Origin of the sequence: Burkholderia sp. BCC1977 (genome assembly GCF_905339595.1) — a bacterium.
Classification (GTDB): domain Bacteria; phylum Pseudomonadota; class Gammaproteobacteria; order Burkholderiales; family Burkholderiaceae; genus Burkholderia.
On the sequence record NZ_CAJPGQ010000009.1, the window covers coordinates 25,932 to 47,429 of the forward strand.

The window sequence follows — 21,498 nt, forward strand, 5'->3', positions numbered from 1 at the left end:
TCAGGAAAGGGATGACGCGCGCCGTTCGCGTTCGACGCGCGCGAGATCGGCCGCGTAGCTCGCGCGTCCGATCGCGAACAGCACGGCGGCCGCGAGCGGCACGACGGGAATCCATTGCAGTGCGCCGACGAGGCCGGCGCGATCGGCGACCCACCCCGTCAGCAGCGGGCCCGGCGCCATGCCGAGCAGGTTGTTGGCGAGCGTGAGCGTCGCGAACGCCGACGCGTGGATCGCGGCCGGCGTCAGGTTCGCGACCATCGCGCCCGATGCGCCGGACGCGCCCGCGCCGACCAGCATGCCCGCGCAGATCAGCGCGAGTTGCAGCGGCCCGGGCGGCAGCCGGAACGCGACCGCGAGGCACACGCCCGTCAGCAGGCAATACGCGATCGCGGTCAGCCATTTGCGCGAGCCGTCGGCGCGCCCGACGCGGTCGGTGACGATCCCGCAGCCGACCATGCCGACGCCCGACAGCAGCACGAAGCCGGCCGCGAGCACGGCGGCGCGATCGGGTGCCATCGCGTAATAGCGGTTCAGGTAGCTCGGCAGCCACGCGAACAGCGCGCCGGGCACGAACAGGTGCAGCCCGCTGCCGACATACGCGCAGATCACCGAACGCGACGCGAACAGCCCCGACATCAGCGCGCGAGCGCTGCCGCGCAGGTCGCGCGGCGTTTCGGCATGGCGCCGGCACGGTTCGACGCGACATGCCTCGAGCCGCCGTTCGGTGACCACGCCGCGGTACGCGACGAGCAGCACGATGCCGAGCGCGGCCATCACGCCGAACGACCAGCGCCAGCCGAGATGCGCGCCGACGAGGCCGCCGAGCGCCATCCCGAACACGGAGCCGAACGCGCCGCCGGCCATGAACGCGCCGGTCAGCGTCGCACGCAGGCGCGCCGGAAAGATGCTGAGGATCAGCGCGACGCCGACGCTGCCGTACGCGGCTTCGCCGAGCCCGACGAGGCCGCGCGCCACGAGCATTTCGGTGTAATTGGTCGACACCGCGCAGCCGAGCGTCGCGACGCTCCACAGCGCGGCCATCAGCACGATGCTGCGCACGCGGCCGAAGCGGTCGGCGAGCACCGACAGCGGAAACGTCAGCAGCCCGACCAGCAGCGCGACGACGCCGCTCAGCGAACCGAGCTGCGTGTCCGACAGCCCCCACGCGTGCTTGAGGAGCGGAAACACGGCATTGAGCACCTGCCGCGACATGTAGTCCGACAGCAGCAGGCCGACGGTCAGCCCGAACACGAGCCAGGCATAGGCCGGCGCGCGCCGACTGGTGGCCGCCACGTCCTGCAGCGACGGCTCGACGTGATGAATCAGCATGCGTGTCTCCTCCGGCACCGGTGCGGCAACGCGCCGGCGCGGCTTGCGCGGCCCCGCTCCGTTCGTCGGAGCTTGCCTCGCGCACGCGCGAGGGTGGGTGCCGCGCCACATCGATCGGCGGGCGGCGCTCGCGGGCCGCCCGGTTGCGCGGTGCGTCAGGCCGCGCGCAGCGGCACGTTCGGCTGGCCCGGCCGGCGGTTCGGCGCCATCCCGAGCTGCGCGAGCGTCTCGTCGACGCCGTCGTACTGCACGCCGATCCGGTAGATCGCCTTCGCCTCCTTGCCGGTCGCGATGTCGCGGCCGAGTTCGCGCGCGATCCGCACGCACTGCTCGACCTGCTGCACCGACGTCATCCGGTTGCCCTTCTGGTCGATGATCGTGTCCTCGATCCCGCAGCGCGGATGCAGGCCCAGCGCCATCGCGACCGTGTTGATCGGCAGCACGTTCTTCATCAGCGATTCGAGCGTGATGCACGCGCCGTCGGGGCAGCGCCGCACGAATTCCATGAAGTTGTACGGATTCGGGCCGTCGAAGCCGCCGCCGATGCCGACCCACGTGACGTTCAGCGGGCCGCGATAGACGCCGCGGCGGATGATCCGCTCGAGCGTCTCGAGCGCGTGCATGCCGGTGAGCTGGAAATGCGGCTGGATGCCGGCCGCCTGCAGCCGGCGCAGGTGCTCGTCGACCCAGCCGGGGCCGGCCGGCACGGTCATCTCGCGGTACGCGTCCCACAGCGCGGCCTCGTTCAGCGACGTGCCGGCGATGTCCTTGCGGTTCATCAGCTCGGTGATGTTCATCTGCACGGTGTTGATCGCGACCGTCACCTGGTCGGGCTTCGGCGTCAGCTCGGCGAGCATGTGGCGCGTGTCGTCGGACAGCCATTTCGCCTCCGCGCCGTCGCCTTCCGGCGCGAACGAGATCGAGCCGCCGACCTGCAGGATCATGTCGGGCACCGCCTCGCGCAGCCGGCCGAGCAGCTCGTTGAATTTCGACAGCCGCTTGCTGCCCTTGCCGTCGAGCTCGCGCACGTGCAGGTGCAGCACCGTCGCGCCCGCGTTGTAGCAGTCGACGGCCTTCTGCACGTGCTCGTCCATCGTCACCGGAATGTCTTCCGGAAAATCGGCGGGCATCCACTCGGGGCCGTACGGCGCGACCGTGATGACTACCTTGTCCTGGTGTTCCGGGTGCAGCGAATCGTCGAGAAATTGCATGTCGTCCTCCAGATGGAATCGTTGTGTTCGGGGTGTACGGGCGTGCGCATCCCGTCGCGCCGGGCGGCGGGCCCGGCGTGTTGCATGGGGTTGGAAACCGGTTACGGTGCGGGTGCGTTCAGATCAGAACGGCACGTCGCCGACGATGCCCGCGCGCTCCATCCTGCGCACGCACGGCGGGTAGTCCATCACCGCGTAATGCTGGGTGCTGCGGTTGTCCCAGATCGCGACGCTGTTCTTCTTCCAGCGCCAGCGCACCTGGTATTCGGGGATATGGGCCTGGCTGATCAGGTAGTGCAGCAACTGGCCGGCGCCGGGGTTCGCGTCCTGCCCGACGCGCACCCGCCCGGGCGTATGGAAATTCGTGAAGTGCGTCGTGAACGCGTTCACGTACAGCACCTTCTCGCCCGTTTCGGGATGGGTGCGCACGACCGGATGCTCGGCGTCCGGGTACTGCGCCTTCAGCGCGAGGCGCCGGTCGACCGGCATCGCCGCGCCGAAGCTCGCCTCGATGCTGTGACGCGCGCGCAAGTCTTCGATCTGCTGTTTGACGTGTTCCGGCAGGTGCTCGTACGCGAGCACCATGTTCGCCCACATCGTGTCGCCGCCAACCGGCGGACCCTCGATGCAGCGCAGCACGCAGCCGAACGGCGGCGCCACGCGCCAGCTCGCATCGCTGTGCCACGCATTCTCGTAGCGGTCGTTCGGCTGGTCGGGCGACTTGTAGATCCGCACGAGCCCCGGGTGCTCGGGATCGCTGCCGGCGACCGGATGATCCTCGAGCTCGCCGAAGCGGCGCGCGAACGCGACATGCTCGGCACGCGTGATGTCCTGGTCGCGCAGGAACAGCACGCGATGGCGCAGCAACTGCGTGCGGATCTCGGCGAACAGGCCGTCGTCATGCACGGCGTCGGCGAGGCTCACGTCCAGCAGCTCCGCGCCGATCGCACAGGTCAGGGGTTCGACTCGCATGCGCGTCTCCTCAGACGATGAATACCGACGAGCCGGTCGTCATGCGCGATTCAAGATCGCGGTGCGCCTGCGCCGCGTCCTGCAGCGCATAACGCTGGTTGATCCCGATCCGGATGCGGCCGGCCGCGACGTGCGCGAACAGCTCGCCGGCCAGGTCGTTCTTCTCGGCCGGATCGGCGATGTAGTCGGCCAGCGCCGGGCGCGTCAGGTACAGCGAGCCCTTCATCGCGAGGCGCTGCGGGTCGAACGGCGGGATCGGGCCCGACGCGGTGCCGACGCAGACCATCAGCCCGCGCCGCTTCAGCGAATCGAGCGAGCCCTCGAAGGTGTCCTTGCCGACGCTGTCGAACACGACGTCGACGCCGGCGCCGTCCGTCAGTTCGCGCACGCGCTTCGCGACGTCCTCGCGGCTGTAGTCGATCGTATGGTCGCAGCCGTGCGCGCGGGCGATCGCGGCCTTGTGTTCGCTCGACACGGTGCCGATCACCGTGAGCCCGAGCAGCTTCGCCCATTGCGACACGATCAGCCCGACGCCGCCCGCGGCCGCATGCAGCAGGATCGTGTCGCCCGGTGCGAACGCATGGATGCGGCGCAACAGGTACGCCGACGTCAGCCCGCGCATCGTCATCGCCGCGGCCGTTTCGCATGCGATGCCGGCCGGCAGTTTCACGAGCGGCGCGGCCGGAATCAGCCGTTCGGTGCTGTACGCGCCGAGCGTGTTCAGGAAGCCGGTGTAGGTCACGCGATCGCCGACCGCGACGTTCGTCACGCCGGGGCCGACGGCCTCGACCACGCCGGCGGCCTCGACGCCGATACCGGCCGGCAGCGGCACCGGATACAGGCCGCTGCGGAAATACGTGTCGGCGAAGTTCAGGCCGACGGCCTCGTGCCGCAGGCGGACCTGCCCGGCACCCGGGTCGCCGACTTCGACCGCTTCCCAGCGCAGCACGTCGGGGCCGCCGGTTTCGTGGAATCGCACTGCATGTGCCATCTTGTTCTCCGTAGGGTTTCAGACGGATGCGCGTCACGCATCGTCGGGTTCGTCCGCGCCCGGCATCGTCGCGGTTGCGCCGCTCGCCGTGGCCGTGTCCAGTTCGGTCCAGTCGGCGTCGCCCAGGTAGCGCCGCGCGGCCGGGAAAATCACGCCTTCCATGCGCCCCATCTGCTCGAACGCGCCGCGCGCATAGACGGCGAGCGCGGCATCGAACGCGGCCGACGGCAACCCGCCGGCGGCGAGCCGCGCCAGCGCGTCGAGCGCGTGCGCGTCGCGGTGCCGCTGGCGGTCGAGCTCGTCGAGCTCGGCCGCGGTGCTCTCCGCCCGCATCCGCAATGCGGCGAACAGGCGTGCTTCGGCGGACGTGCCGAAACGCGCGTCCTGCAGCGCCGCGAGCGATGCCAGCACCGCCAGCGTGCGGTCCGCGCCGGCGGTCGGCCGTCTTGCCGCGTCCGGGCCTTCGCTCGCCATCATCAACGCTCGCAGCCGCGCGCCGAGCACGCGATGCGCGGCGAGACAGCGGGCCATCACGCGCGCCTCGGCCGGCGCATGCCGCGCCGGGCACACGAGCACCGGCACGCCGCTCGTCGCGAGCAGCACCCGCCGTTGCGCGGCTGCGGCCGCATCGGCATCGTGCGGCAGCGCCGCGACGCCGATCAGGTCGCAGCCGAGCTCGCGGGCGAGCGCGGCGGGGGGCGTGTCGCCGGCCCCCGGGTGGCCGGCCCCCGCGATCGCATGGGACAGGCCCTGCGCCCGCGCGGCGGCTTCCACTTTCGCACCGTGTTCCGGCATCCGCGCTCCGGATAAACGCGAGTCGGAGCCCGGCGAGTCCGGCGCGGTGCCGGACAGCACGAACGTGACCCGCGCGCCGACCGCACGCGCCAGTTCGAGCGCATGGCCGATCGCGTCGATGCCGCCGGGCGCGCCGTCGACCGTCACGAGCAGATGGCGATACATCGTGCCGCTCCGCTTATCCGGCGCTCGGCGCGCTGCGTCGCGTGCCGGTCGATACGATGTTCATGGCCCTCTCCTCGTTGCGTTCGTCGGTTGCGTTCGTCATGCATCGGAACCCATGCTATCGGCCGGGTGGCGGTGCGGCCCCACTCGTCGCGGGGGGGATTGACGCGCGAACGCGGTTCGGCCGATCCTTCCCCCCACGCCCACCCCGGACGCTGGCCCGCACGGCAGCGCCGGATTCCGACAACTGCCCCGATGGCCCACCCACCCGATCGCGCCGACGCGCCCCCCACCGAACTCGTGCTGAAGACGACCGCGCCGCGCGTGCCGGCGCAGTTGCTCGCGCGTGCGCGGCTGAGCCTCGCCGCGCCGGCGTTCGACGCCCGGCCCGTGACGCTCGTGCAGGCGCCGGCCGGCTACGGCAAGACCTCGCTGCTCGCGCAATGGCGCCGCGAATCCCTCGCGCTCGGCCGCGCGGTCGTGTGGTTGTCCGCCGACGAGCGCGACGACGCGCCGCGCCTGCTGCAGGGGCTCGTGCAGGCGGTGCGCACCGGTTGCGCGCGGCCCGGCTTCGGGCGCCTGATTCCGGACGGCGCGGCGCGCGCGCTGGAGGGGCTGACCGCGTGGCTGGCCGAAGTCGCGCAACTGTCGATCGACGCGCTGTTGATCGTCGACGACGCGGAGCGGCTGCCTGCCGCCGGCCTCGACGCGCTGACCTACGTGCTGCACAACGCGCCGCAGAACCTGCGGGTGGTCGTCGCCGCCCGCCGCGGGCTCGATCACGCGGCCGGCGACCTGCTCGCCGGCGGGCAATGCACGCTCGCGGGCCCCGACTGGCTGCGCTTCACGCTCGACGAGACGATCGCGCTGGTCGGCGCGCGCTTCGCGCAGCGGGTCGACGCCGACGCGTGCGCGCGGCTGTTCGAGCGCGTCGACGGCTGGCCGCTCGGGCTGCAGCTCGCGATGGCCGCGATGGCGCGCTCGGCCGATCCGCGCCAGGCCGTCGACGCGCTCGCCGCGCGCATGGACGGCACCCGCGACCGGCTCGTCGAGCTGCTGCTCGCGAACCTGTCGGCCGACGACACCGCGTTCCTGACACGCACGAGCGTCGCCGATCGCCTGCATCCGTCGCTGTGCGCGGCGCTGCTCGACGACGCGGATGCGCCCGACCGGCTCGCACGGCTCGCGCGCGACACGCCGCTGTTCATCGCGTCCGACGATTCCGACTGGTGCCGGCTGCATCCGCTCGTGCGCGATACGTTGCGCGACCGCCTGGCGGCGGGCCCGGATGCAGACCGCAGCGCGCTGCATGCCCGCGCGGCCGCATGGCTCGCTGCACACGGGATGACGGAGGAAGCCGCGCGCCACGCGTATGCGGCCGGCCAGTTCGAGACGGCATACACGCTCGCGCAGCGCTGCCTCGAGGATGCGATCAAGCAGGGCCGCATCAACGACGTGCTCGACTGGCTCGCGCTGCTGCCCGATGCGGAACTCGACAAGCGTCCGACGCTGCGGATCGCGGTCGCCTGGGCGCTGGCGCTCGGCGAGCGCCATGTCGAGGCACAGCGCCAGATCGCCGGCATCCTGGCCGATTCCGGCACGCCGGCCGCGATGCGCTACGAATGCGCGCTGATCCTCAGTGCGGCGGCCTACTACGCGGACGAAATCGACCGTTTCGTCGAGCTGTTCGAACCGTGGGCCGACTTCACGCCGCCCGCGGCGACGTGGCTCGCGCAGATGCATGCAAACCGCCTGTCGGCACGCGCGATCATCGTCGGCGAGCCGGCGCAGGCGCGCCGCTTCCAGCAGGCCGCGCCGCGCGGCGAGACGGCCGCCGGGTTCGGCTACGTCGCGCGCTGGGGCGAACTGATCACCGGCCTGAGCTACCTGTGCGAAGGCCAGATCCGGCTCGCGGACGATGCGTTGTCGCCGGCGCTCGCGCGTGCGGAAGCCGATCTCGGGCGCCGCCATCCGCTGACCTGCATGCTCGCGGCGATGTGCGCGGCGATCGCCTACGAGGCCGACCGCGTCGACCAGGCCGCCGCGCTGCTCGCGAACCGGCTCGACGTGCTCGAGCACGCGGGCACGCCCGACACCGTGCTGCTCGGCTACCGGACGGCCGCGCGCATCGCGCTGCTGCGCGGCGTCGAGCATCGCGCGATCGACCTGCTCGAAGCGCTCGACGCGATGGGCGTCGCGCGCCGGCTGCCGCGCCTCTCGGTCGCGAGTCTCGCCGAGCAGGTGCGCATTCACGCGGCGCGCTATCGCGAGGCGACCTGCCATGCGCTGGTCGAGCGGATCGATGCGATCGCCGCGGCGGAATTTCCGTCGCACGGGCCGCTGTGGCGGCGCCCCGTCGTGCTGCTGCAGGCGACGGCGCACGCGGGCGCCGCGCTTGCCGCGCGCCGCTGGGACGATGCGCGCGCGGCGCTCGACGAGGCGGCCGTGCTGGCCCGCGAGATGAGCATGGGGGGCGCGCGCATCGAGATCATGGCGCTCAGCGCGTTCGCGCTCGAACAGTCGGGGCACGGCGGCCGCGCGCTGCTCGACGAGGCGATGAACCTCGCGGACATGTTCGGCCTCACGCGCACGCTCGCCGACGCGCATCCGGCCGTCGCCGACTGGGCGCGCCGCGCCGGCGACGAGGCGGCCGCGGGCGACGGTCCCGCCCGGCCCGCGCAGCCGCAGCCGCGCATCGTGCCGCCCGCGCCGCGCAGCACGGCCAGCCCGCGCGCGGTGCCGAGCGTCGTGCTGACGCCCAAGGAGCGCGCGATCCTCGAGCTGCTCGCGCGCAACCTGTCGAACAAGGAGATCGCGGTGGCGCTCGCCGTCGGCGAGGAAACCGTGAAGTGGCACCTGAAGAACCTGTTCGGCAAGCTCGACGCCAGCTCGCGCAAGCACGCGGTGCGCCGCGCGCTGGTGCTCGGGCTGCTCGAAAGCGCGCCTTGACCGTCGCCTGCGCCGGGCTGCACACGTCCGTACCGGCCTTGCCCGTCCGTTGACGGCGGCCCCCCTTCGATTCTCCGCAACCCTGCCCCCCGCGCATGGGGGGGAGCGGCCGCGCGCCGTTGCGTAGTCTTTCCGCACGGCTCGCACCGGTGTCGCATCCCGCGCCTTCCCGCCTGCCTCGCTGCTTCCACGCTTTACCTGCTTTACCCGCACGGGCTCGATCCCGTGCGGTCCACGACGATCCTGGAGACTTCGATGAAGACGAAACTGGCCGCGCTCGCGGCGCTTGCCGGCTGCTCGGCGCTCGCGCACGCGCAATCCTCCGTCACGCTGTACGGCGTGGTCGACACGGGCCTGCTGTACCAGAGCACGTCGGCCGCGTCGTTCGGCCCGAACGCGCCGAACACCGGCAAGGTGTTCCGGATGAAGGACGGCGGCATCTATTCGAGCTTCTGGGGCATCAAGGGCAGCGAGGACATCGGCGGCGGCTACAAGGTCAACTTCAAGCTGCAGGGCTCGTTCGACAGCGGCACCGGCAGGATGCAGCTGAGCGACACGCCGGGCGCCGTCGCGATCTTCAACCAGATTGCGTCGCTCGGGGTGTCGGGACCGTTCGGCACCTTCACGGCCGGCCGCCAGATCGTGCCGATGATCTACGCGATGGCCGACACCGACGTGCGCAACGCGCAGTTCTTCGGCAGCGTGCTGACCGCGTGGCTCGGCCTGAACACCGCGGCCGGCTGGCCGGGGACGAGCACCAACGGCGCGATCGGCGCGCTGTACGACAGCAATGCGCTGGTCTATCAGTCGCCGACGTTCGCGGGCGCGTCGATCGCGCTCGAATACGCGCCCGGTGGCGTGGCAGGACAGTTCCAGGGCGGCACGCGCGAATCGGTCGTGCTCAAGTATGCGAATCATGGTCTCAATGCGTCGGCCGTCTACTACAACGGTCACGACACGAATCCGGCGCCGGGCGTCGCGCCGACCGGGGTCGACAACAACCGCTTCGTCTATGTCGGCGCGAAATACACGATCCGCGATTTCTCGGTGTCGGCGTCGTACGGCAACGGCAGGAATCCGTCGCATGCGGACAAGGTGAACCTCGACATGCTGTCGGCAGGTGTCGGCTATCGCTTCACGCCGGCGCTGCAGGTCGCTTCCGCCGTGTACTACCTGAAGGACCGCAACCGCTCCGAGAACCGGTCGACGGCCGTCGTGCTCACGGCCGACTACAGCCTGTCGAAGCGGACGATGGTCTATGCGCAGGTCGGCCACGTGAACAACCGCGGCACGATGAACCAGATGCTCGTGTACGGGCAGCCGGTTGCGCCCGGGGTCGGCACGACCGCCGCGATGCTCGGGCTGCGGCACAACTTCTGACGACGAAGCGAAGCGAGGCGCGATGCGCGCGCGGCGGCGCTCGGGCGCGGCCGCCGCCTGCAGCGATCGCGGGGATCGGCTACAGTGGGCGACTTCGGCGCGCCCCGCCCGCCTGTCGATGCGTTCGTCGAGTCCCTGCCGCCGTGTCAGGGGCGGTCGGCGATGCGCGGCCGGCTGGCGGGGCGCGGATCCTCCACGTTGACGAGCGAACCTCCATGCCCGATCTGTCCGCCTTCCCGATCTCGAAAAAATGGCCGGCCCAGCATCCCGACCGTCTCCAGCTGTACTCGCTGCCGACGCCGAACGGCGTCAAGGTGTCGATCATGCTCGAGGAAACCGGCCTGCCGTACGAGCCGCACCTCGTGCGCTTCGACACGAACGACCAGCTGTCGACCGAATTCCTGTCGCTGAACCCGAACAACAAGATCCCGGCGATCATCGATCCGAACGGCCCCGACGGCCGGCCGCTGCCGCTGTTCGAATCCGGCGCGATCCTGATTTATCTCGCCGACAAGACGGGCCAGCTGATCCCGAAGGATCTGGCGGGCCGCTACGAAGCGATCCAGTGGGTGATGTTCCAGATGGGCGGCATCGGCCCGATGTTCGGCCAGGTCGGCTTCTTCCACAAGTTCGCCGGCCGCGACTACGAGGACAAGCGTCCGCGCGACCGCTACGTCGCCGAATCGAAGCGCCTGCTCGGCGTGCTCGACGCGCATCTCGCGAACCGCAAGTGGGTGATGGGCGACGCCTACACGATCGCCGACATCGCGATCTTCCCGTGGGTGCGCAACCTGGTCGGGTTCTACGAAGCGGGCGATCTCGTCGGCTTCAACGAGTTCCGCCACGTCGCGCGGGCGCTCGACGCGTTCGTCGCGCGTCCGGCCGTCGCGCGCGGGCTCAACATCCCGGCCCGCGGCTGATCCGCACAGCGGGCGCACCGGGTGCGGCCCGCTGTCTGTCCGGCCCGCCGCATCGCGCGGCGGGCGGTTTTCCCGCTTCCTTCCGGTGTTTCCGTTTCCCGCTGGTTGTGTTCGTTGTGTTCGTTGCGTTCGGTGTGACCGGCGTGACGATTCGGCGGCGCTATTTTTCGGCCGGCGCCGACGCCCCTTCTCCCAATCCCGACAGCAGCTTCTCCAGCAACGCTGAAAGCTGCGCCTGCTCCGCGTCCGACAGCGCCGCCAGCATCGCGCGCTGATTGTCGACGTGCGCGACCACTGCATCGTCGATCAACGCGCGGCCGGCGTCGGTCAGCGCGACGAGCGTGCCGCGGCCGTCGGCCGGGTTCGGCCGGCGCTCGACCCAGCCGGCCTTCTGCAGCCGGTCGATGCGTGCGGTCATCCCGCCGGAAGACATCATCAACGCGTCGTACAGCGCGGTCGGCGTCAGCGCGAACGGCGCGCCGCTGCGCCGCAGCGTCGCCAGCACGTCGAATTCGCCTGGCTGCATCCCGTAGCGCGCGAACAGCGGATTGAGACCGTCGCGCGCGATCACGAGCGCGGCCTCCTGCAGCCGTCCCATCACCAGCATCGACGACGCGTCCAGATCCGGACGCTCGACGCGCCATTGCGCGAGCGCATGCGCGGCTCGATCCATTAACCCTCCTCGGCTCACCAGTTATCTTGACATCGAGATAAATCAGCATTTATCTTGATGTCGAGATACTTTACATGAAAACGCACGGCTCCCCTGACGGAGTGGCCGTGCATCGATATCGAGGGCCATCCCATGAATCGCTTCACTTCCCCCGGCTGGCGGCTGGCCGCCATCGTGCTGGTCGGACTGAACCTGCGGCCTGCGCTGGCCGCGATCGGTCCGCTGCTCGACATGATCCAGCGCGCGACCGGCATCGGCGACGGCGCGGCGAGCCTGTTGACCACGATCCCGATCCTGCTGATGGGCCTGGGCGCGCTGAGCGCGCGGCGGCTGCAGCGCGTGACGGGCATGGCGGGCGGCGTGTGGCTCGGCGTCGCGTTGATCGGGCTCGCCTCCGTGTCGCGCCTCGGCGCGCAGCACGCGTGGCTGCTGCTGGCAAGCGCATGCTGCGCGGGCATCGGGATCGCGATGGTGCAGGCGTTGTTGCCAGGATTCGTGAAGGCGCATTTCGCGACGCGGATCGGCGGCGCGATGGGCGTCTATTCGACGTCGATCATGGGCGGAGCGGTGCTCGCGAGCGTCGTCGCGCCGTTCGCCGCGGCCCGCTGGGGCTGGCTGGCCGCGCTCGCGGGCTGGGCGCTGCCGGCGGCGGTCGCGGTGCTTGCATGGCCGCTGACCAGCCGTGGCGGCGACGCGCCGGCGTCCGGGTCGATGTCGGCATCGGTGTCGCCCGCCCGGCCGTCGCGCTCGCCGCGCGCGTGGCGGCTCGCGGTGTTCTTCGGGATCGCGACGGGCGCCTACACGCTCGTGCTGGCGTGGCTGCCGCCGTACTACATGCGGCTCGGCTGGTCGCCGACCGCGGCCGGCAGCCTGCTCGGCGGCGTGACGCTCGCGGAAGTCGTCGCGGGGCTGGCGATCTCGGCGACGATCGACCGCGTGCCCGATCGCCGGCCCGCGCTGCACGCGGCGATCGCGTCGCTGTTGGTCGGATTGCTGGTGATGCTGGCTGCGCCCGAAGCGCTTGCGCTACCGGCCGCGCTGCTGCTCGGGGCGGGGATCGGCGCGCTGTTTCCGCTGTCGCTGATCGTCACGGTCGATCATGCGGCGACGCCGGCCGATGCGGCATCGCTGACGGGGTTCGTGCAGGGCGTCGGCTATCTGATCGCGGGGCTGTTTCCGTTCGCGGCGGGTGTCGTGCGTCAGCATCTCGCGGATCTGTCGCCCGCGTGGGTCGCGATGGCGTGCCTGTGCGTCGTGCTGTTCGCGCTGGCGGCCGGTTTTGCGCCGCGGTTCGCGCGGCATGTCGCGCGGGCGTGATCAGCCGGCGCTCGCGTACAGCGTCGAATCCGCGAACCCTTCCGCATCGAGCACGCGTCCGATCAGAATCAGCGCGGTGCGTTCGATCCGCGTGCCCTGCACCTTGCCGACGATGTCGGCCAGCGTGCCGGTCACGCGTTCCTCGTCGGGCCAGCTCGCACGGTAGATCACCGCGACCGGGCACTCGGGCCCGTAATGCGGCAGCACTTCGTCGACGATGCGCGCGAGATGCCGCACGCCGAGATGGATCGCGAGCGTCGCGCGATGCGCGGCGAGCGCGCCGAGCGCTTCGCCTTCCGGCATCGTCGTCTTGCCCGCGAAGCGCGTGAGGATCACCGTCTGCGCGACACCGGGCAGCGTCAGCTCGACGCCGAGCGTCGCCGCGCACGCGGCCGTGGCCGTCACGCCCGGCACGATTTCATACGGAATCCCGAGCGCTTTCAGCCGGCGGATCTGTTCGCCGATCGCGCCGTACAGCGACGGATCGCCCGAATGCACGCGCGCGACGTCCTGCCCTTTTGCATGCGCGTCCGACAGCAGCGCGACGATCGCGTCGAGGTCGAGCTCGGCCGTATTGACGACCTGCTCCGCGCGATGGCCGTCGAGCACCGCCGGCGGCACGAGCGACCCTGCGTACAGGATCACCGGGCACGTGCGCACCAGGCGCTGGCCCTTTACCGTGATGAGCTCCGGGTCGCCGGGGCCCGCGCCGATGAAATACACCGTCATCGAAAAATCTCCGTCAATTCATGGGGCAGCCGGTCGCGCGGCATCACGCGCGCGCGGCCGGGTCGAGCGCATCGAGCAGCGCGGCGGCCGAGTCGAACGTCCGATCGGCGGCGGGCAGCGGCGGCCGGCTCAGCATCACGACCGGCAGCCTGCGTTCGCGCGCGACGTCGAGCTTGGCTTCGGTCGCGGCGCCGCCGCTGTTCTTGCTGACGACGACGTCGATGCCCGCGAGCGCGAACAGCGCGCGTTCATTCTCGAGCGTGAACGGACCGCGCGCGGCGACGATCTGCGCGCGCGCGTTGCCGGGATGCGCATCGAGGCAGCGCACCAGCCAGAACTGGTGCGGCGGGATCTCGTCGAGATGCGCGAGCGGTTCGCGGCCGAGCGTGAACAGCGGCCGCCGGAACGGCGCGAGCGCGGCCGCGATGCCGGCCCAGTCGTCGACCAGTCGCCAGTCGTCACCGGGGCCGGGGGTCCACGGCGCGCGGCGCAGCGCCCACAGCGGCACGCCCGCGTCGCGCGCGGCGGCCGCCGCGTTCGCGCTGATTTGCGCGGCATACGGATGCGTCGCGTCGATCACGAGGCCGATGCCGGCGCCGCGCAGATACGCGGCGAGCCCGGGCGCCCCGCCGAAGCCGCCGACGCGCACGTCGCAGCGCAGGTCGTCGGGCACCTTGCCGAGACCCGCGAGGCTATAGACGTGGTGCGGACCGAGCGCGCGTGCGATCTTCAGCGCGTCGCCGGTGCCGCCGAGCAGCAGGATGCGCGCGCTCATCGTGCGCGCCCGACGAAGCGGCCCTGCCGGTCGATCGCGAACATCTCGACGGCGACCGACGCCGGCACGATGTCGCGCGCGACCCGCAGCGCATGCGCGCAGACGATGTCGCCGAGCGGCACGCCTGCGGCATGCGCGAGCTTCAGCGCTTCCTGGCTGGTGTTCGCCGCGCGCATCGCGGCCTGCAGCGCGTCGTTCGCGCCCGCCTCGGCCGCCCACTGCGCGAGCAGCGGCAGGTCGATGCTCGAATGGCGGCTGTGCAGGTCGAGATGGCCGGCCGCGAGCTTGCTGAGCTTGCCGAAGCCGCCGCACATCGACAGGCGCGCGACCGGCGCGCGGCGCAGGTGCTTCAGCACCGCGCCGGCGAAATCGCCCATTTCGACCAGCGCCATGTCGGGCAGGCCGTAGTGCGCGCGCATCGCATCCTCGCTCGCGTTGCCGGTGCACGCGGCGATGTGCGCGACGCCGTTCGCGCGTGCGACGTCGATGCCCTGGTGGATCGACGCGATGTACGCGGAGCACGAGAACGGCCGCACGATGCCGGTCGTGCCGAGGATCGACAATCCGCCGACGATGCCCAGACGCGGGTTCATCGTCTTCAGCGCGAGCGCCTCGCCGCCCTCGACGCCGATCGTCACGTCGAAGCCGCCCGTGTAGCCGGATTCGGCCGCGAGCGCGTCGAGGTGCGTGGTCATCATCTGGCGCGGCACCGGATTGATCGCCGGTTCGCCGACCGCCAGCGTGAGTCCCGCGCGCGTGACGGTGCCGACCCCCGGCCCCGCATGAAACCGTACGCCGGGCGCGGCCGACAGCGCGACGCGCGCGAAGATCAGCGCGCCGTGCGTGACGTCCGGATCGTCGCCGGCATCCTTGATGGTGGCGGCCTCGGCGCCGTCGGCCGTGGTCCGGCAGAACGCGAGCCGCATCATCACGCGCTGCCCCTTCGGCAACACGATCTCGACCGCATCGTCCGCGTGGCCCGCGAGCAGCAGGCGCGCGGCGGCGAGCGACGTCGCGGTCGCGCAACTGCCGGTCGTATAGCCGAACCGCAGCGGTGCCGGTTGTTCGGGGGTCTCGTCGCGCATCACGCGGGGTCCGTGAGGTCCGTTGCCGCGGAATCGGGTTTGCGCACGTCGTACAGCGTGACGGGCAACGGCTGCCGCCACGCGTCGAAGCGGCCGAGCGGCTCGGCGTGGGCGAGCGATACGCGCGTGAGCGTGCCGCCGTGCGCGTCGCGCCACGCGGCGAGCGCCAGCTCGCCCTGCAGCGTGACCGCGTTCGCGACGAGCCGGCCGCCGGGCTTCAGCGCCGTCCAGCACGCATCGAGCACGCCGGGCGCGGTCGCGCCGCCGCCGATGAAGATCGCGTCGGGCGCGGCGAGCCCCGCGAGCGCGTCGGGCGCGCGCCCCGCGACGAGTTGCAGGCCCGGCACGCCGAGCGCGTCGCGGTTGTGCTCGATGAAGCGCTGCCGCTCCGCATGCGACTCGATCGCGATCGCCTGGCACGACGGATGCGCACGCATCCACTCGATGCCGATCGAGCCGCTGCCCGCGCCGACGTCCCACAGCAGTTCGCCGGGTGCGGGCGCGAGGCGCCCGAGCGTCAACGCGCGCATGTCGCGCTTGGTGAGCTGGCCGTCGTGGCGGTACGCGTCGTCGGGCAGGCCGGGCGTGAGTGCGCGGCGCGGCGCATCGGGGCCGGCCTGGCAGTCGAGCGCGACGAGATTGAGCGCGGCGGTTTCGTCGATGTGCCAGTCTTGCGCGAGGCCGTCGATGCGCCGCTCGAGCGGGCCGCCGAGATGTTCGAACACGCTGATGCGCGTCGGGCCGAAGCCGCGCGCGGCGAGTTCGGCGGCGACCGTGGCCGGCGTGCGGCCGTCGGCGCTCAGCACGAACAGGCGCCGGCCCGGCAGCAGGTGGCGCGCGAGCGTCGCGAGCGGCCGGCCGACGAGCGACACCGCGCCGACGTCCTGCAACGCCCAGCCGAGCCGCGCGGCCGCCAGCGACAGCGACGACGGTGCGGGCAGCACGCGCCATTCGTCGGGGGACAGTTCGCGTGCGAGCGTCGCGCCGACGCCGAACAGCATCGGGTCGCCGCTCGCCAGCACGCAGACGGGCGTACCGCGCTGCGCGAGCAGGCCCGACAGGTCGAACGGCGACGGCCATGCCGCGCGTTCGGCCGGCAGCCGCGCGGGCAGCATGTCGAGGTGCCGCTTCGCGCCGACGACCCGCGTCGCCTCGAGCAGCGCGCGCCGCGCGCCGCGCCCGAGCCCCGCGTAGCCGTCGTCGCCGATGCCCACTACCGTCAGCCACGCCGTCATGCACCCTTCCCCATCGTCCGATTCCATCGAGTCGCCGCACGGCGGCCGTGAAGGCGCCGGTGCGGCCGTCCGCATTGCGAAAGTCGGCATGGTACCGTGTTCCACCGTGCGTTTCATCTGCGGGGCCGCCGCCGCCGGGCCGCGTTTCGCTTCGGCCACGGCGCCCGCCCGGCGGTCGCGAAGCAGCGGTGAAAAGCGGCGGTGAAATCGGGTATCCTACGGCCGTTCGTTCGCCGGTGCCCTTCGGGGCCGAAGAGGGAACACAGGGCGCGCATCGCGCCGCTGTGGCTGCCCCCGCAACTGTAGACAGCGAGCCGTTCTCCCCCTCATGCCACTGGTTTCACCGGGAAGGCCGGGAGCCGGCGCCGACCTGTCAGCCAGGAGACCTGCCGGCCTGAAAGTGCGTGCGTGCCAGTCGGCGTCGGGCGGGGTGTACCGATGCGTTGGCCGCGGCGCGACACTGTCCCGGTATCCCGTTGAGATCCGCCCCCGATTCGAATCCTGCCTCGCCCGTCGTGCGCCCTTCGGCTTGCCCGGGGCTCGTGCGCGTCGTCGCGGCAGCCGACGGCGGGCTGTGCCGGATCAAGCTGCCGGGCGGCCGGCTCGACGCGCGGCAGGCCCGCGCGATTGCCGCCGCCGCTAGCGCCTGCGGCTCCGGCGCGATCGACGCGACCAATCGCGCGAATCTCCAGCTGCGCGGCATCCGCGACGGCATGGCCGACACGCTGGCCAACGCATTGCTCGACGCGGGCCTGGGCCCGCGCGCGTGTGCCGGCGATGCCGCCGCCGACCGGGCCGCGCTCGCCGCGAGCGACGACGTCCGCAACCTGATGCTCAGCCCGCTCGCGGGGCGGGATCCCGACGCGCTGCTCGACAGCCGCGCACTCGCGCTTCCCCTGCTCGACATGCTGACGCACGAGCCGCGCCGCGGCGAGGTGTCGCCGAAATTCTCGATCCAGCTCGACGGCGGCGAATCGGTGGCCGCGCTCGATCATCCGCACGACATCTGGCTCGCCGCGTGGCGTCGCGGCGACGGTGCGATCCGCATCGCCGCGGGCCTGGCCGGCTGTCCGCCGGTCGCGCCCGGCGATCCGCCCGCTTCGTTCGACGTGGCGCCGGACCAGGCCGTCGCGCTCGTCCGCGCGCTGCTGCTCGCGTTCCTCGATCTCGCGCCGACCGACGTCACGCGGATGCGTGCGTTGCTCGCGACCTGCGGCGCACACGCGTTGCACGAGCGCGCGCGGCAATACCTATCCTTCCCGCTCGGCGCCGACCCGGCACTGGCCGGCTGGCGGCGCTCGCCTGCGGATGCCGCGCTGCGTTTCGGTGCACGGCCGTCGCGCGATGCGGATCGCTGCAGCGTCGGCGCGCAATTCGTGCTCGGCCGGCTCGACGCGACACGACTGGAACGGCTCGCGGCACTCGCCGAGGCCGATGGCGACGGCACGCTGTCGATGACCCCGTGGCAAGGCGTATTCGTGCACGGCGTGCGGCACGAACGTGCGCCGGCCGTGCTCGACGCGCTCGCGTCGTTCGGTCTCGTGTGCACGAGATCCGACCCGCTGGCCGCGCTGGTCGCCTGCACCGGCAGCGCGGGCTGCGCGAAGTCGCGCGCCGATACGAAACACGATGCGCTCGTGCTGGCCGCGCGCGTCGGCCATCCGGTCGACGTGCACCTGACCGGCTGCGAGCGCCACTGTGCGTTGCCGCACACCGCGACGCACACGCTCGTCGCGGTCGCGCCCGCACGCTACGACCTTTACCGGCGCGACGCCGCCGCGGGCCTCGGTGCCCCGCTCGCGCGCCATCTGACGATTGACCAGGCCGCGGCCCGACTGACGGACGCGCGGCACAGCCAGGACACCACCGATGCTTGACTACATTCGCGACGGGCAGGAAATCTACCGCCAGTCGTTCGCGACGATCCGCGCCGAGGCCGACCTGTCGCAGGTTCCGCCCGATCTCGAGAAGCTCGCGGTGCGCGTGATCCACGCGTGCGGGATGGTCGATGTCGCCTACGACCTGCGCTTCTCGGCCGGCGCCGGCACGGCAGGCCGTACGGCGCTCGCGGCCGGCGCGCCGATCCTGTGCGACGCGAAGATGGTTGCCGAAGGCATCACGCGCGCGCGGCTGCCGGCCGGCAATCGCGTGATCTGCACGCTCGGCGAACCGGAAGTGCCCGACCTTGCGCGGCATCTCGGCAACACGCGCTCGGCCGCCGCGCTCGAACTGTGGCGCCCGCACCTCGCCGGCAGCGTCGTCGTGATCGGCAATGCGCCGACCGCGCTGTTCCACCTGCTCGACATGATCGACGCCGGTGCGCCGCGCCCCGCGCTGATCCTCGGCTTTCCGGTCGGCTTCATCGGCGCGGCCGAATCGAAGGCGGCGCTCGACGCCGACAGCCGCGGCGTGCCGTACATCGCGCTGCTCGGCCGGCGCGGCGGCAGCGCGATGGCGGCTGCCGCGGTCAACGCGCTCGCGACGGAGGCCGAATGACGGCCCCGCGCGGACGCCTGTTCGGGGTCGGCGTCGGCCCCGGCGATCCTGAACTGATGACGATCAAGGCGCTGCGCGTGCTGCAGGCCGCGCCGGTGGTCGCGTATTTCGTCGCGAAGGGCAAGAAAGGCAATGCGTACGGAATCGTCGAGGCGCACCTGCTCGACGCGCAGACGCAACTGCCGCTCGTCTACCCGGTGACGACCGAGGCGCTGGCGCCGCCGCTTTGCTACGAGACGGTGATCGCCGATTTCTACGACACGGCCGCCGAGATCGTCGCGTTGCATCTCGACGCCGGGCGCGACGTCGCGGTGATCTGCGAAGGCGACCCGTTCTTCTACGGGTCGTACATGTACCTGCACGATCGCCTCGCGGCGCGCTACGACACCGAAGTGATTCCGGGTGTGTGCGCGATGCTCGGCGGCACGGCCGTGCTCGGCCAGCCGCTCGTCTATCGCAACCAGAGCCTGTCGGTGCTGTCCGGCGTGCTGCCGGAGGACGAATTGCGCGTGCGGCTCGCGCAGGCCGACGCGGCCGTCGTGATGAAGCTCGGCCGCAACTTCGACAAGGTGCGGCGCGTGCTCGACGAACTGGGGCTCGCGAAGCGCGCGCTGTACGTCGAGCGTGCGACGATGGCGGCCCAGCGCATCGTGCCGCTCGACGAAGTCGATCCGATGGCGTCGCCGTATTTCTCGCTGCTCGTCGTCCCGGGGGAAAAATGGCAAGGATGACGACTCCGCCCGCGATCGTGATTCTCGGCGCGGGCGCGCTCGATACCGCGCGGCGCATCCAGGCGCGTTATCCGGGGGCCGTCGTGCACGGGCTCGCGTCGCGCGTCGACGCCGACGTGCCCTTCGACGAGCTCGGCGCGCACCTGCGCGAGCTCTACGCGTGCGGCTTGCCGATCGTCGCGCTGTGCGCGGCCGGCATCGTGATCCGTTGCGTCGCGCCGGCGCTGGCCGACAAGGGTGTCGAGCCGCCCGTGCTCGCGGTCGCGGAAGACGGCTCGGCCGTCGTGCCGCTGCTCGGCGGGCTGACGGGCGTCAACGTGATCGCGCGCGAAATCGCCGCATGCCTCGGCGTCGCGCCGGCGATCACCACCAGCGGCGAGTTGCGCTTCGGCGCGTGCGTGCTCAATCCGCCCGACGGCTATGCGCTCGCCGATCTCCAGCAAGGCAAGCGCTTCGTGTCCGACCTGCTCGCGGGCGCGGCCACACGCGTCGACGGCGCGGCGCCGTGGCTCGACGACGTCGCGCTGCCGCGTGACGACGCGGCCGCGCATGCGATTCGCGTGACGCCCGATGCGTGGCGCGGCGCGCGCGACGAACTCGTGATCCATCCGCGCAGCGTGGTGGTCGGCATCGACGCGCGCGGCGTGCCGGCCGACGCGTCGCCGTCGCTCGCCGAGCGCATCGACGCGCTGCTCGATACGCACGGTCTCGCGCGGCTGGCGCTTGCCGCGCTCGTCGCACCGGCGACGTTGCTCGGCGATGCGCGGGTTGAAGCGGCCGCACGGACGCTGGGCGTGCCGCTGCGCTTCGCCGATGTCGAAGGTGATGTCGAAGGCGAAGGGGAACGCGAAGCAGCGGGTAACGCCGATGCCGCCGCCCTGCTCGGCAGCACGTTGCGTGTGGCGCATACGCTGCGCGCAACGTCCGACGGCCTCGCGTGCGCGGTCGCGGCGCAACCCGTCGATCCCGCCGCGCTCGGCCGTGCGCGCGGCCGCCTGACGGTGCTCGGCCTCGGCCCGGGCGATGCCGCGTGGCTCACGCCCGCCGCGCGCGGCGCGCTCGCGGAAGCCACCGACATCCTCGGCTATACGACCTACGTGACGATGGCCGGCCCGTTCCGCGCGGATCAGCGCATACACGGCACCGACAATCGCGAGGAAATGCAGCGCGCGCGCCATGCGTTCGAACTGGCGGCCCAGGGCCGGCGCGTCGCGGTCGTGTCGTCGGGCGACCCGGGCGTGTTCGCGATGGCCGCGGCCGTGCTCGAAGCGCTCGACGAAGCGCGCGATCCGCGGTGGGCCGCGGTCGAGCTGCGCATCGAACCCGGCGTATCGGCATCGCTCGCGACCGCCGCGCAGGCCGGCGCGCCGCTTGGCCACGATTTCTGCGCGATCTCGCTGTCGGACAACCTGAAGCCGTGGGACGTGATCGAGACACGCCTGCGGCACGCGGCGCAAGCCGATCTGGTGATGGCGTTCTACAACCCGATCTCGCGGGCGCGGCCGTGGCAGCTCGATCGTGCGCTCGATGCCGTGCGCGCGCACCGCGCGGCCGACACGGTCGTCGTGCTCGGCCGCGATATCGGCCGACCCGGCGCGACGCTCGTGACGACGACGCTCGGCGCACTGCGCAGCGATCAGGTGGACATGCGCACGATGGTGATCGTCGGGTCGTCGACGACGCGGCGTTTCGCGATCGGCGACGGGCGTGAGTGGGTGTATACGCCGCGCTGGTATCGCTGAAGG

The 21,498-nt window shown here is 71.8% G+C and carries 18 protein-coding genes and 1 riboswitch; of the genes, 8 read left to right on the plus strand and 10 right to left on the minus strand.

The window, feature by feature from the left end; translation table 11 throughout:
- From U5771_RS10205 to U5771_RS10225, 5 genes are all read right to left on the minus strand, one after another.
- Positions 1-1,329 (minus strand): MFS transporter, encoded by a 1,329-nt coding sequence (locus U5771_RS10205; protein WP_322023841.1) that lies wholly within the window; start codon positions 1,327-1,329, stop codon positions 1-3.
- A gap of 155 nt (positions 1,330-1,484) precedes the next feature.
- The gene (locus U5771_RS10210) at positions 1,485-2,540 is read right to left on the minus strand and encodes a 3-keto-5-aminohexanoate cleavage protein (RefSeq protein ID WP_322023842.1); all 1,056 of its coding nucleotides are present in this window, start codon (positions 2,538-2,540) and stop codon (positions 1,485-1,487) included.
- Between the two features lie 123 nt (positions 2,541-2,663).
- Complete coding sequence (locus U5771_RS10215; protein ID WP_322023843.1) at positions 2,664-3,512, minus strand: TauD/TfdA dioxygenase family protein; 849 nt, start codon at positions 3,510-3,512, stop codon at positions 2,664-2,666.
- 10 nt (positions 3,513-3,522) lie between these two features.
- Positions 3,523-4,503, minus strand: a complete 981-nt coding sequence (locus U5771_RS10220; RefSeq protein WP_322023844.1) for a quinone oxidoreductase — start codon at positions 4,501-4,503, stop codon at positions 3,523-3,525.
- A gap of 33 nt (positions 4,504-4,536) precedes the next feature.
- Positions 4,537-5,463, minus strand: coding sequence for a universal stress protein (locus U5771_RS10225; protein WP_322023845.1), 927 nt, complete (start codon positions 5,461-5,463; stop codon positions 4,537-4,539).
- A gap of 255 nt (positions 5,464-5,718) precedes the next feature.
- Here U5771_RS10225 and U5771_RS10230 point away from each other — a divergent pair, with 255 nt between their 5' ends.
- The 3 genes from U5771_RS10230 to U5771_RS10240 all read left to right on the plus strand — a co-directional run bounded on the left by U5771_RS10230 (position 5,719) and on the right by U5771_RS10240 (position 10,712).
- A complete protein-coding gene (locus U5771_RS10230; protein WP_322023846.1) occupies positions 5,719-8,412 on the plus strand; it encodes a LuxR C-terminal-related transcriptional regulator in 2,694 nt (897 codons plus the stop codon).
- 255 nt (positions 8,413-8,667) lie between these two features.
- The gene (locus tag U5771_RS10235) at positions 8,668-9,792 is read left to right on the plus strand and encodes a porin (protein ID WP_322023847.1); all 1,125 of its coding nucleotides are present in this window, start codon (positions 8,668-8,670) and stop codon (positions 9,790-9,792) included.
- Between the two features lie 215 nt (positions 9,793-10,007).
- Positions 10,008-10,712, plus strand: a complete 705-nt coding sequence (locus tag U5771_RS10240; protein WP_322023848.1) for a glutathione S-transferase N-terminal domain-containing protein — start codon at positions 10,008-10,010, stop codon at positions 10,710-10,712.
- 160 nt (positions 10,713-10,872) lie between these two features.
- Here the strand turns inward: U5771_RS10240 and U5771_RS10245 are convergent, their stop codons facing one another.
- Positions 10,873-11,385 (minus strand): MarR family transcriptional regulator, encoded by a 513-nt coding sequence (locus tag U5771_RS10245; RefSeq protein ID WP_322023849.1) that lies wholly within the window; start codon positions 11,383-11,385, stop codon positions 10,873-10,875.
- Positions 11,386-11,517: 132 nt separating this feature from the next.
- Between U5771_RS10245 and U5771_RS10250 the strand changes: the two genes are divergently transcribed.
- Positions 11,518-12,702 (plus strand): MFS transporter, encoded by a 1,185-nt coding sequence (locus tag U5771_RS10250; protein ID WP_322023850.1) that lies wholly within the window; start codon positions 11,518-11,520, stop codon positions 12,700-12,702.
- Here U5771_RS10250 and cobM read toward each other — a convergent pair whose 3' ends face one another.
- The 4 genes from cobM to cbiE are packed head-to-tail and all read right to left on the minus strand — an operon-like array spanning position 12,703 to position 16,526.
- Positions 12,703-13,431 carry a precorrin-4 C(11)-methyltransferase gene (cobM, locus tag U5771_RS10255; protein WP_322023851.1) on the minus strand — a complete coding sequence of 243 codons (729 nt, stop codon included), beginning with the start codon at positions 13,429-13,431 and terminating at the stop codon, positions 12,703-12,705.
- Between the two features lie 43 nt (positions 13,432-13,474).
- The gene (locus U5771_RS10260) at positions 13,475-14,206 is read right to left on the minus strand and encodes a cobalt-precorrin-6A reductase (RefSeq protein WP_322023852.1); all 732 of its coding nucleotides are present in this window, start codon (positions 14,204-14,206) and stop codon (positions 13,475-13,477) included.
- On the minus strand, positions 14,203-15,291 hold the full coding sequence (locus tag U5771_RS10265) for a cobalt-precorrin-5B (C(1))-methyltransferase (protein WP_322023853.1): 1,089 nt from the start codon (positions 15,289-15,291) through the stop codon (positions 14,203-14,205). The genes U5771_RS10260 and U5771_RS10265 overlap by 4 nt, the downstream gene beginning before the upstream one ends.
- Positions 15,291-16,526 carry a precorrin-6y C5,15-methyltransferase (decarboxylating) subunit CbiE gene (gene cbiE, locus U5771_RS10270; protein WP_322023854.1) on the minus strand — a complete coding sequence of 412 codons (1,236 nt, stop codon included), beginning with the start codon at positions 16,524-16,526 and terminating at the stop codon, positions 15,291-15,293. The genes U5771_RS10265 and cbiE overlap by 1 nt, the downstream gene beginning before the upstream one ends.
- A 217-nt stretch (positions 16,527-16,743) precedes the next feature.
- A riboswitch (cobalamin riboswitch) is annotated at positions 16,744-16,935 on the plus strand.
- A gap of 106 nt (positions 16,936-17,041) precedes the next feature.
- Between cbiE and cobG the strand changes: the two genes are divergently transcribed.
- The 4 genes from cobG to cobJ are packed head-to-tail and all read left to right on the plus strand — an operon-like array spanning position 17,042 to position 21,495.
- On the plus strand, positions 17,042-18,403 hold the full coding sequence (gene cobG / locus U5771_RS10275) for a precorrin-3B synthase (RefSeq protein WP_322023855.1): 1,362 nt from the start codon (positions 17,042-17,044) through the stop codon (positions 18,401-18,403).
- Positions 18,396-19,022, plus strand: a complete 627-nt coding sequence (locus U5771_RS10280; protein ID WP_322023856.1) for a precorrin-8X methylmutase — start codon at positions 18,396-18,398, stop codon at positions 19,020-19,022. Before cobG ends, U5771_RS10280 begins: the two co-directional genes overlap by 8 nt.
- Complete coding sequence (locus U5771_RS10285) at positions 19,019-19,753, plus strand: precorrin-2 C(20)-methyltransferase (protein ID WP_322023857.1); 735 nt, start codon at positions 19,019-19,021, stop codon at positions 19,751-19,753. Before U5771_RS10280 ends, U5771_RS10285 begins: the two co-directional genes overlap by 4 nt.
- Positions 19,750-21,495, plus strand: a complete 1,746-nt coding sequence (gene cobJ / locus U5771_RS10290) for a precorrin-3B C(17)-methyltransferase (protein ID WP_322023858.1) — start codon at positions 19,750-19,752, stop codon at positions 21,493-21,495. The genes U5771_RS10285 and cobJ overlap by 4 nt, the downstream gene beginning before the upstream one ends.
- Positions 21,496-21,498 lie beyond the last annotated feature (3 nt).

Bases quoted from the DNA above. Each gene is read 5' to 3' on its own strand.
- U5771_RS10205 (WP_322023841.1), bottom strand. From the start codon at position 1,329: ATGCTGATTCATCACGTCGAGCCGTCGCTGCAGGACGTGGCGGCCACC.
- U5771_RS10210 (WP_322023842.1), bottom strand. From the start codon at position 2,540: ATGCAATTTCTCGACGATTCGCTGCACCCGGAACACCAGGACAAGGTA.
- U5771_RS10215 (WP_322023843.1), bottom strand. From the start codon at position 3,512: ATGCGAGTCGAACCCCTGACCTGTGCGATCGGCGCGGAGCTGCTGGAC.
- U5771_RS10220 (WP_322023844.1), bottom strand. From the start codon at position 4,503: ATGGCACATGCAGTGCGATTCCACGAAACCGGCGGCCCCGACGTGCTG.
- U5771_RS10225 (WP_322023845.1), bottom strand. From the start codon at position 5,463: ATGTATCGCCATCTGCTCGTGACGGTCGACGGCGCGCCCGGCGGCATC.
- U5771_RS10230 (WP_322023846.1), top strand. From the start codon at position 5,719: ATGGCCCACCCACCCGATCGCGCCGACGCGCCCCCCACCGAACTCGTG.
- U5771_RS10235 (WP_322023847.1), top strand. From the start codon at position 8,668: ATGAAGACGAAACTGGCCGCGCTCGCGGCGCTTGCCGGCTGCTCGGCG.
- U5771_RS10240 (WP_322023848.1), top strand. From the start codon at position 10,008: ATGCCCGATCTGTCCGCCTTCCCGATCTCGAAAAAATGGCCGGCCCAG.
- U5771_RS10245 (WP_322023849.1), bottom strand. From the start codon at position 11,385: ATGGATCGAGCCGCGCATGCGCTCGCGCAATGGCGCGTCGAGCGTCCG.
- U5771_RS10250 (WP_322023850.1), top strand. From the start codon at position 11,518: ATGAATCGCTTCACTTCCCCCGGCTGGCGGCTGGCCGCCATCGTGCTG.
- cobM (WP_322023851.1), bottom strand. From the start codon at position 13,431: ATGACGGTGTATTTCATCGGCGCGGGCCCCGGCGACCCGGAGCTCATC.
- U5771_RS10260 (WP_322023852.1), bottom strand. From the start codon at position 14,206: ATGAGCGCGCGCATCCTGCTGCTCGGCGGCACCGGCGACGCGCTGAAG.
- U5771_RS10265 (WP_322023853.1), bottom strand. From the start codon at position 15,291: ATGCGCGACGAGACCCCCGAACAACCGGCACCGCTGCGGTTCGGCTAT.
- cbiE (WP_322023854.1), bottom strand. From the start codon at position 16,526: ATGACGGCGTGGCTGACGGTAGTGGGCATCGGCGACGACGGCTACGCG.
- U5771_RS10280 (WP_322023856.1), top strand. From the start codon at position 18,396: ATGCTTGACTACATTCGCGACGGGCAGGAAATCTACCGCCAGTCGTTC.
- U5771_RS10285 (WP_322023857.1), top strand. From the start codon at position 19,019: ATGACGGCCCCGCGCGGACGCCTGTTCGGGGTCGGCGTCGGCCCCGGC.
- cobJ (WP_322023858.1), top strand. From the start codon at position 19,750: ATGACGACTCCGCCCGCGATCGTGATTCTCGGCGCGGGCGCGCTCGAT.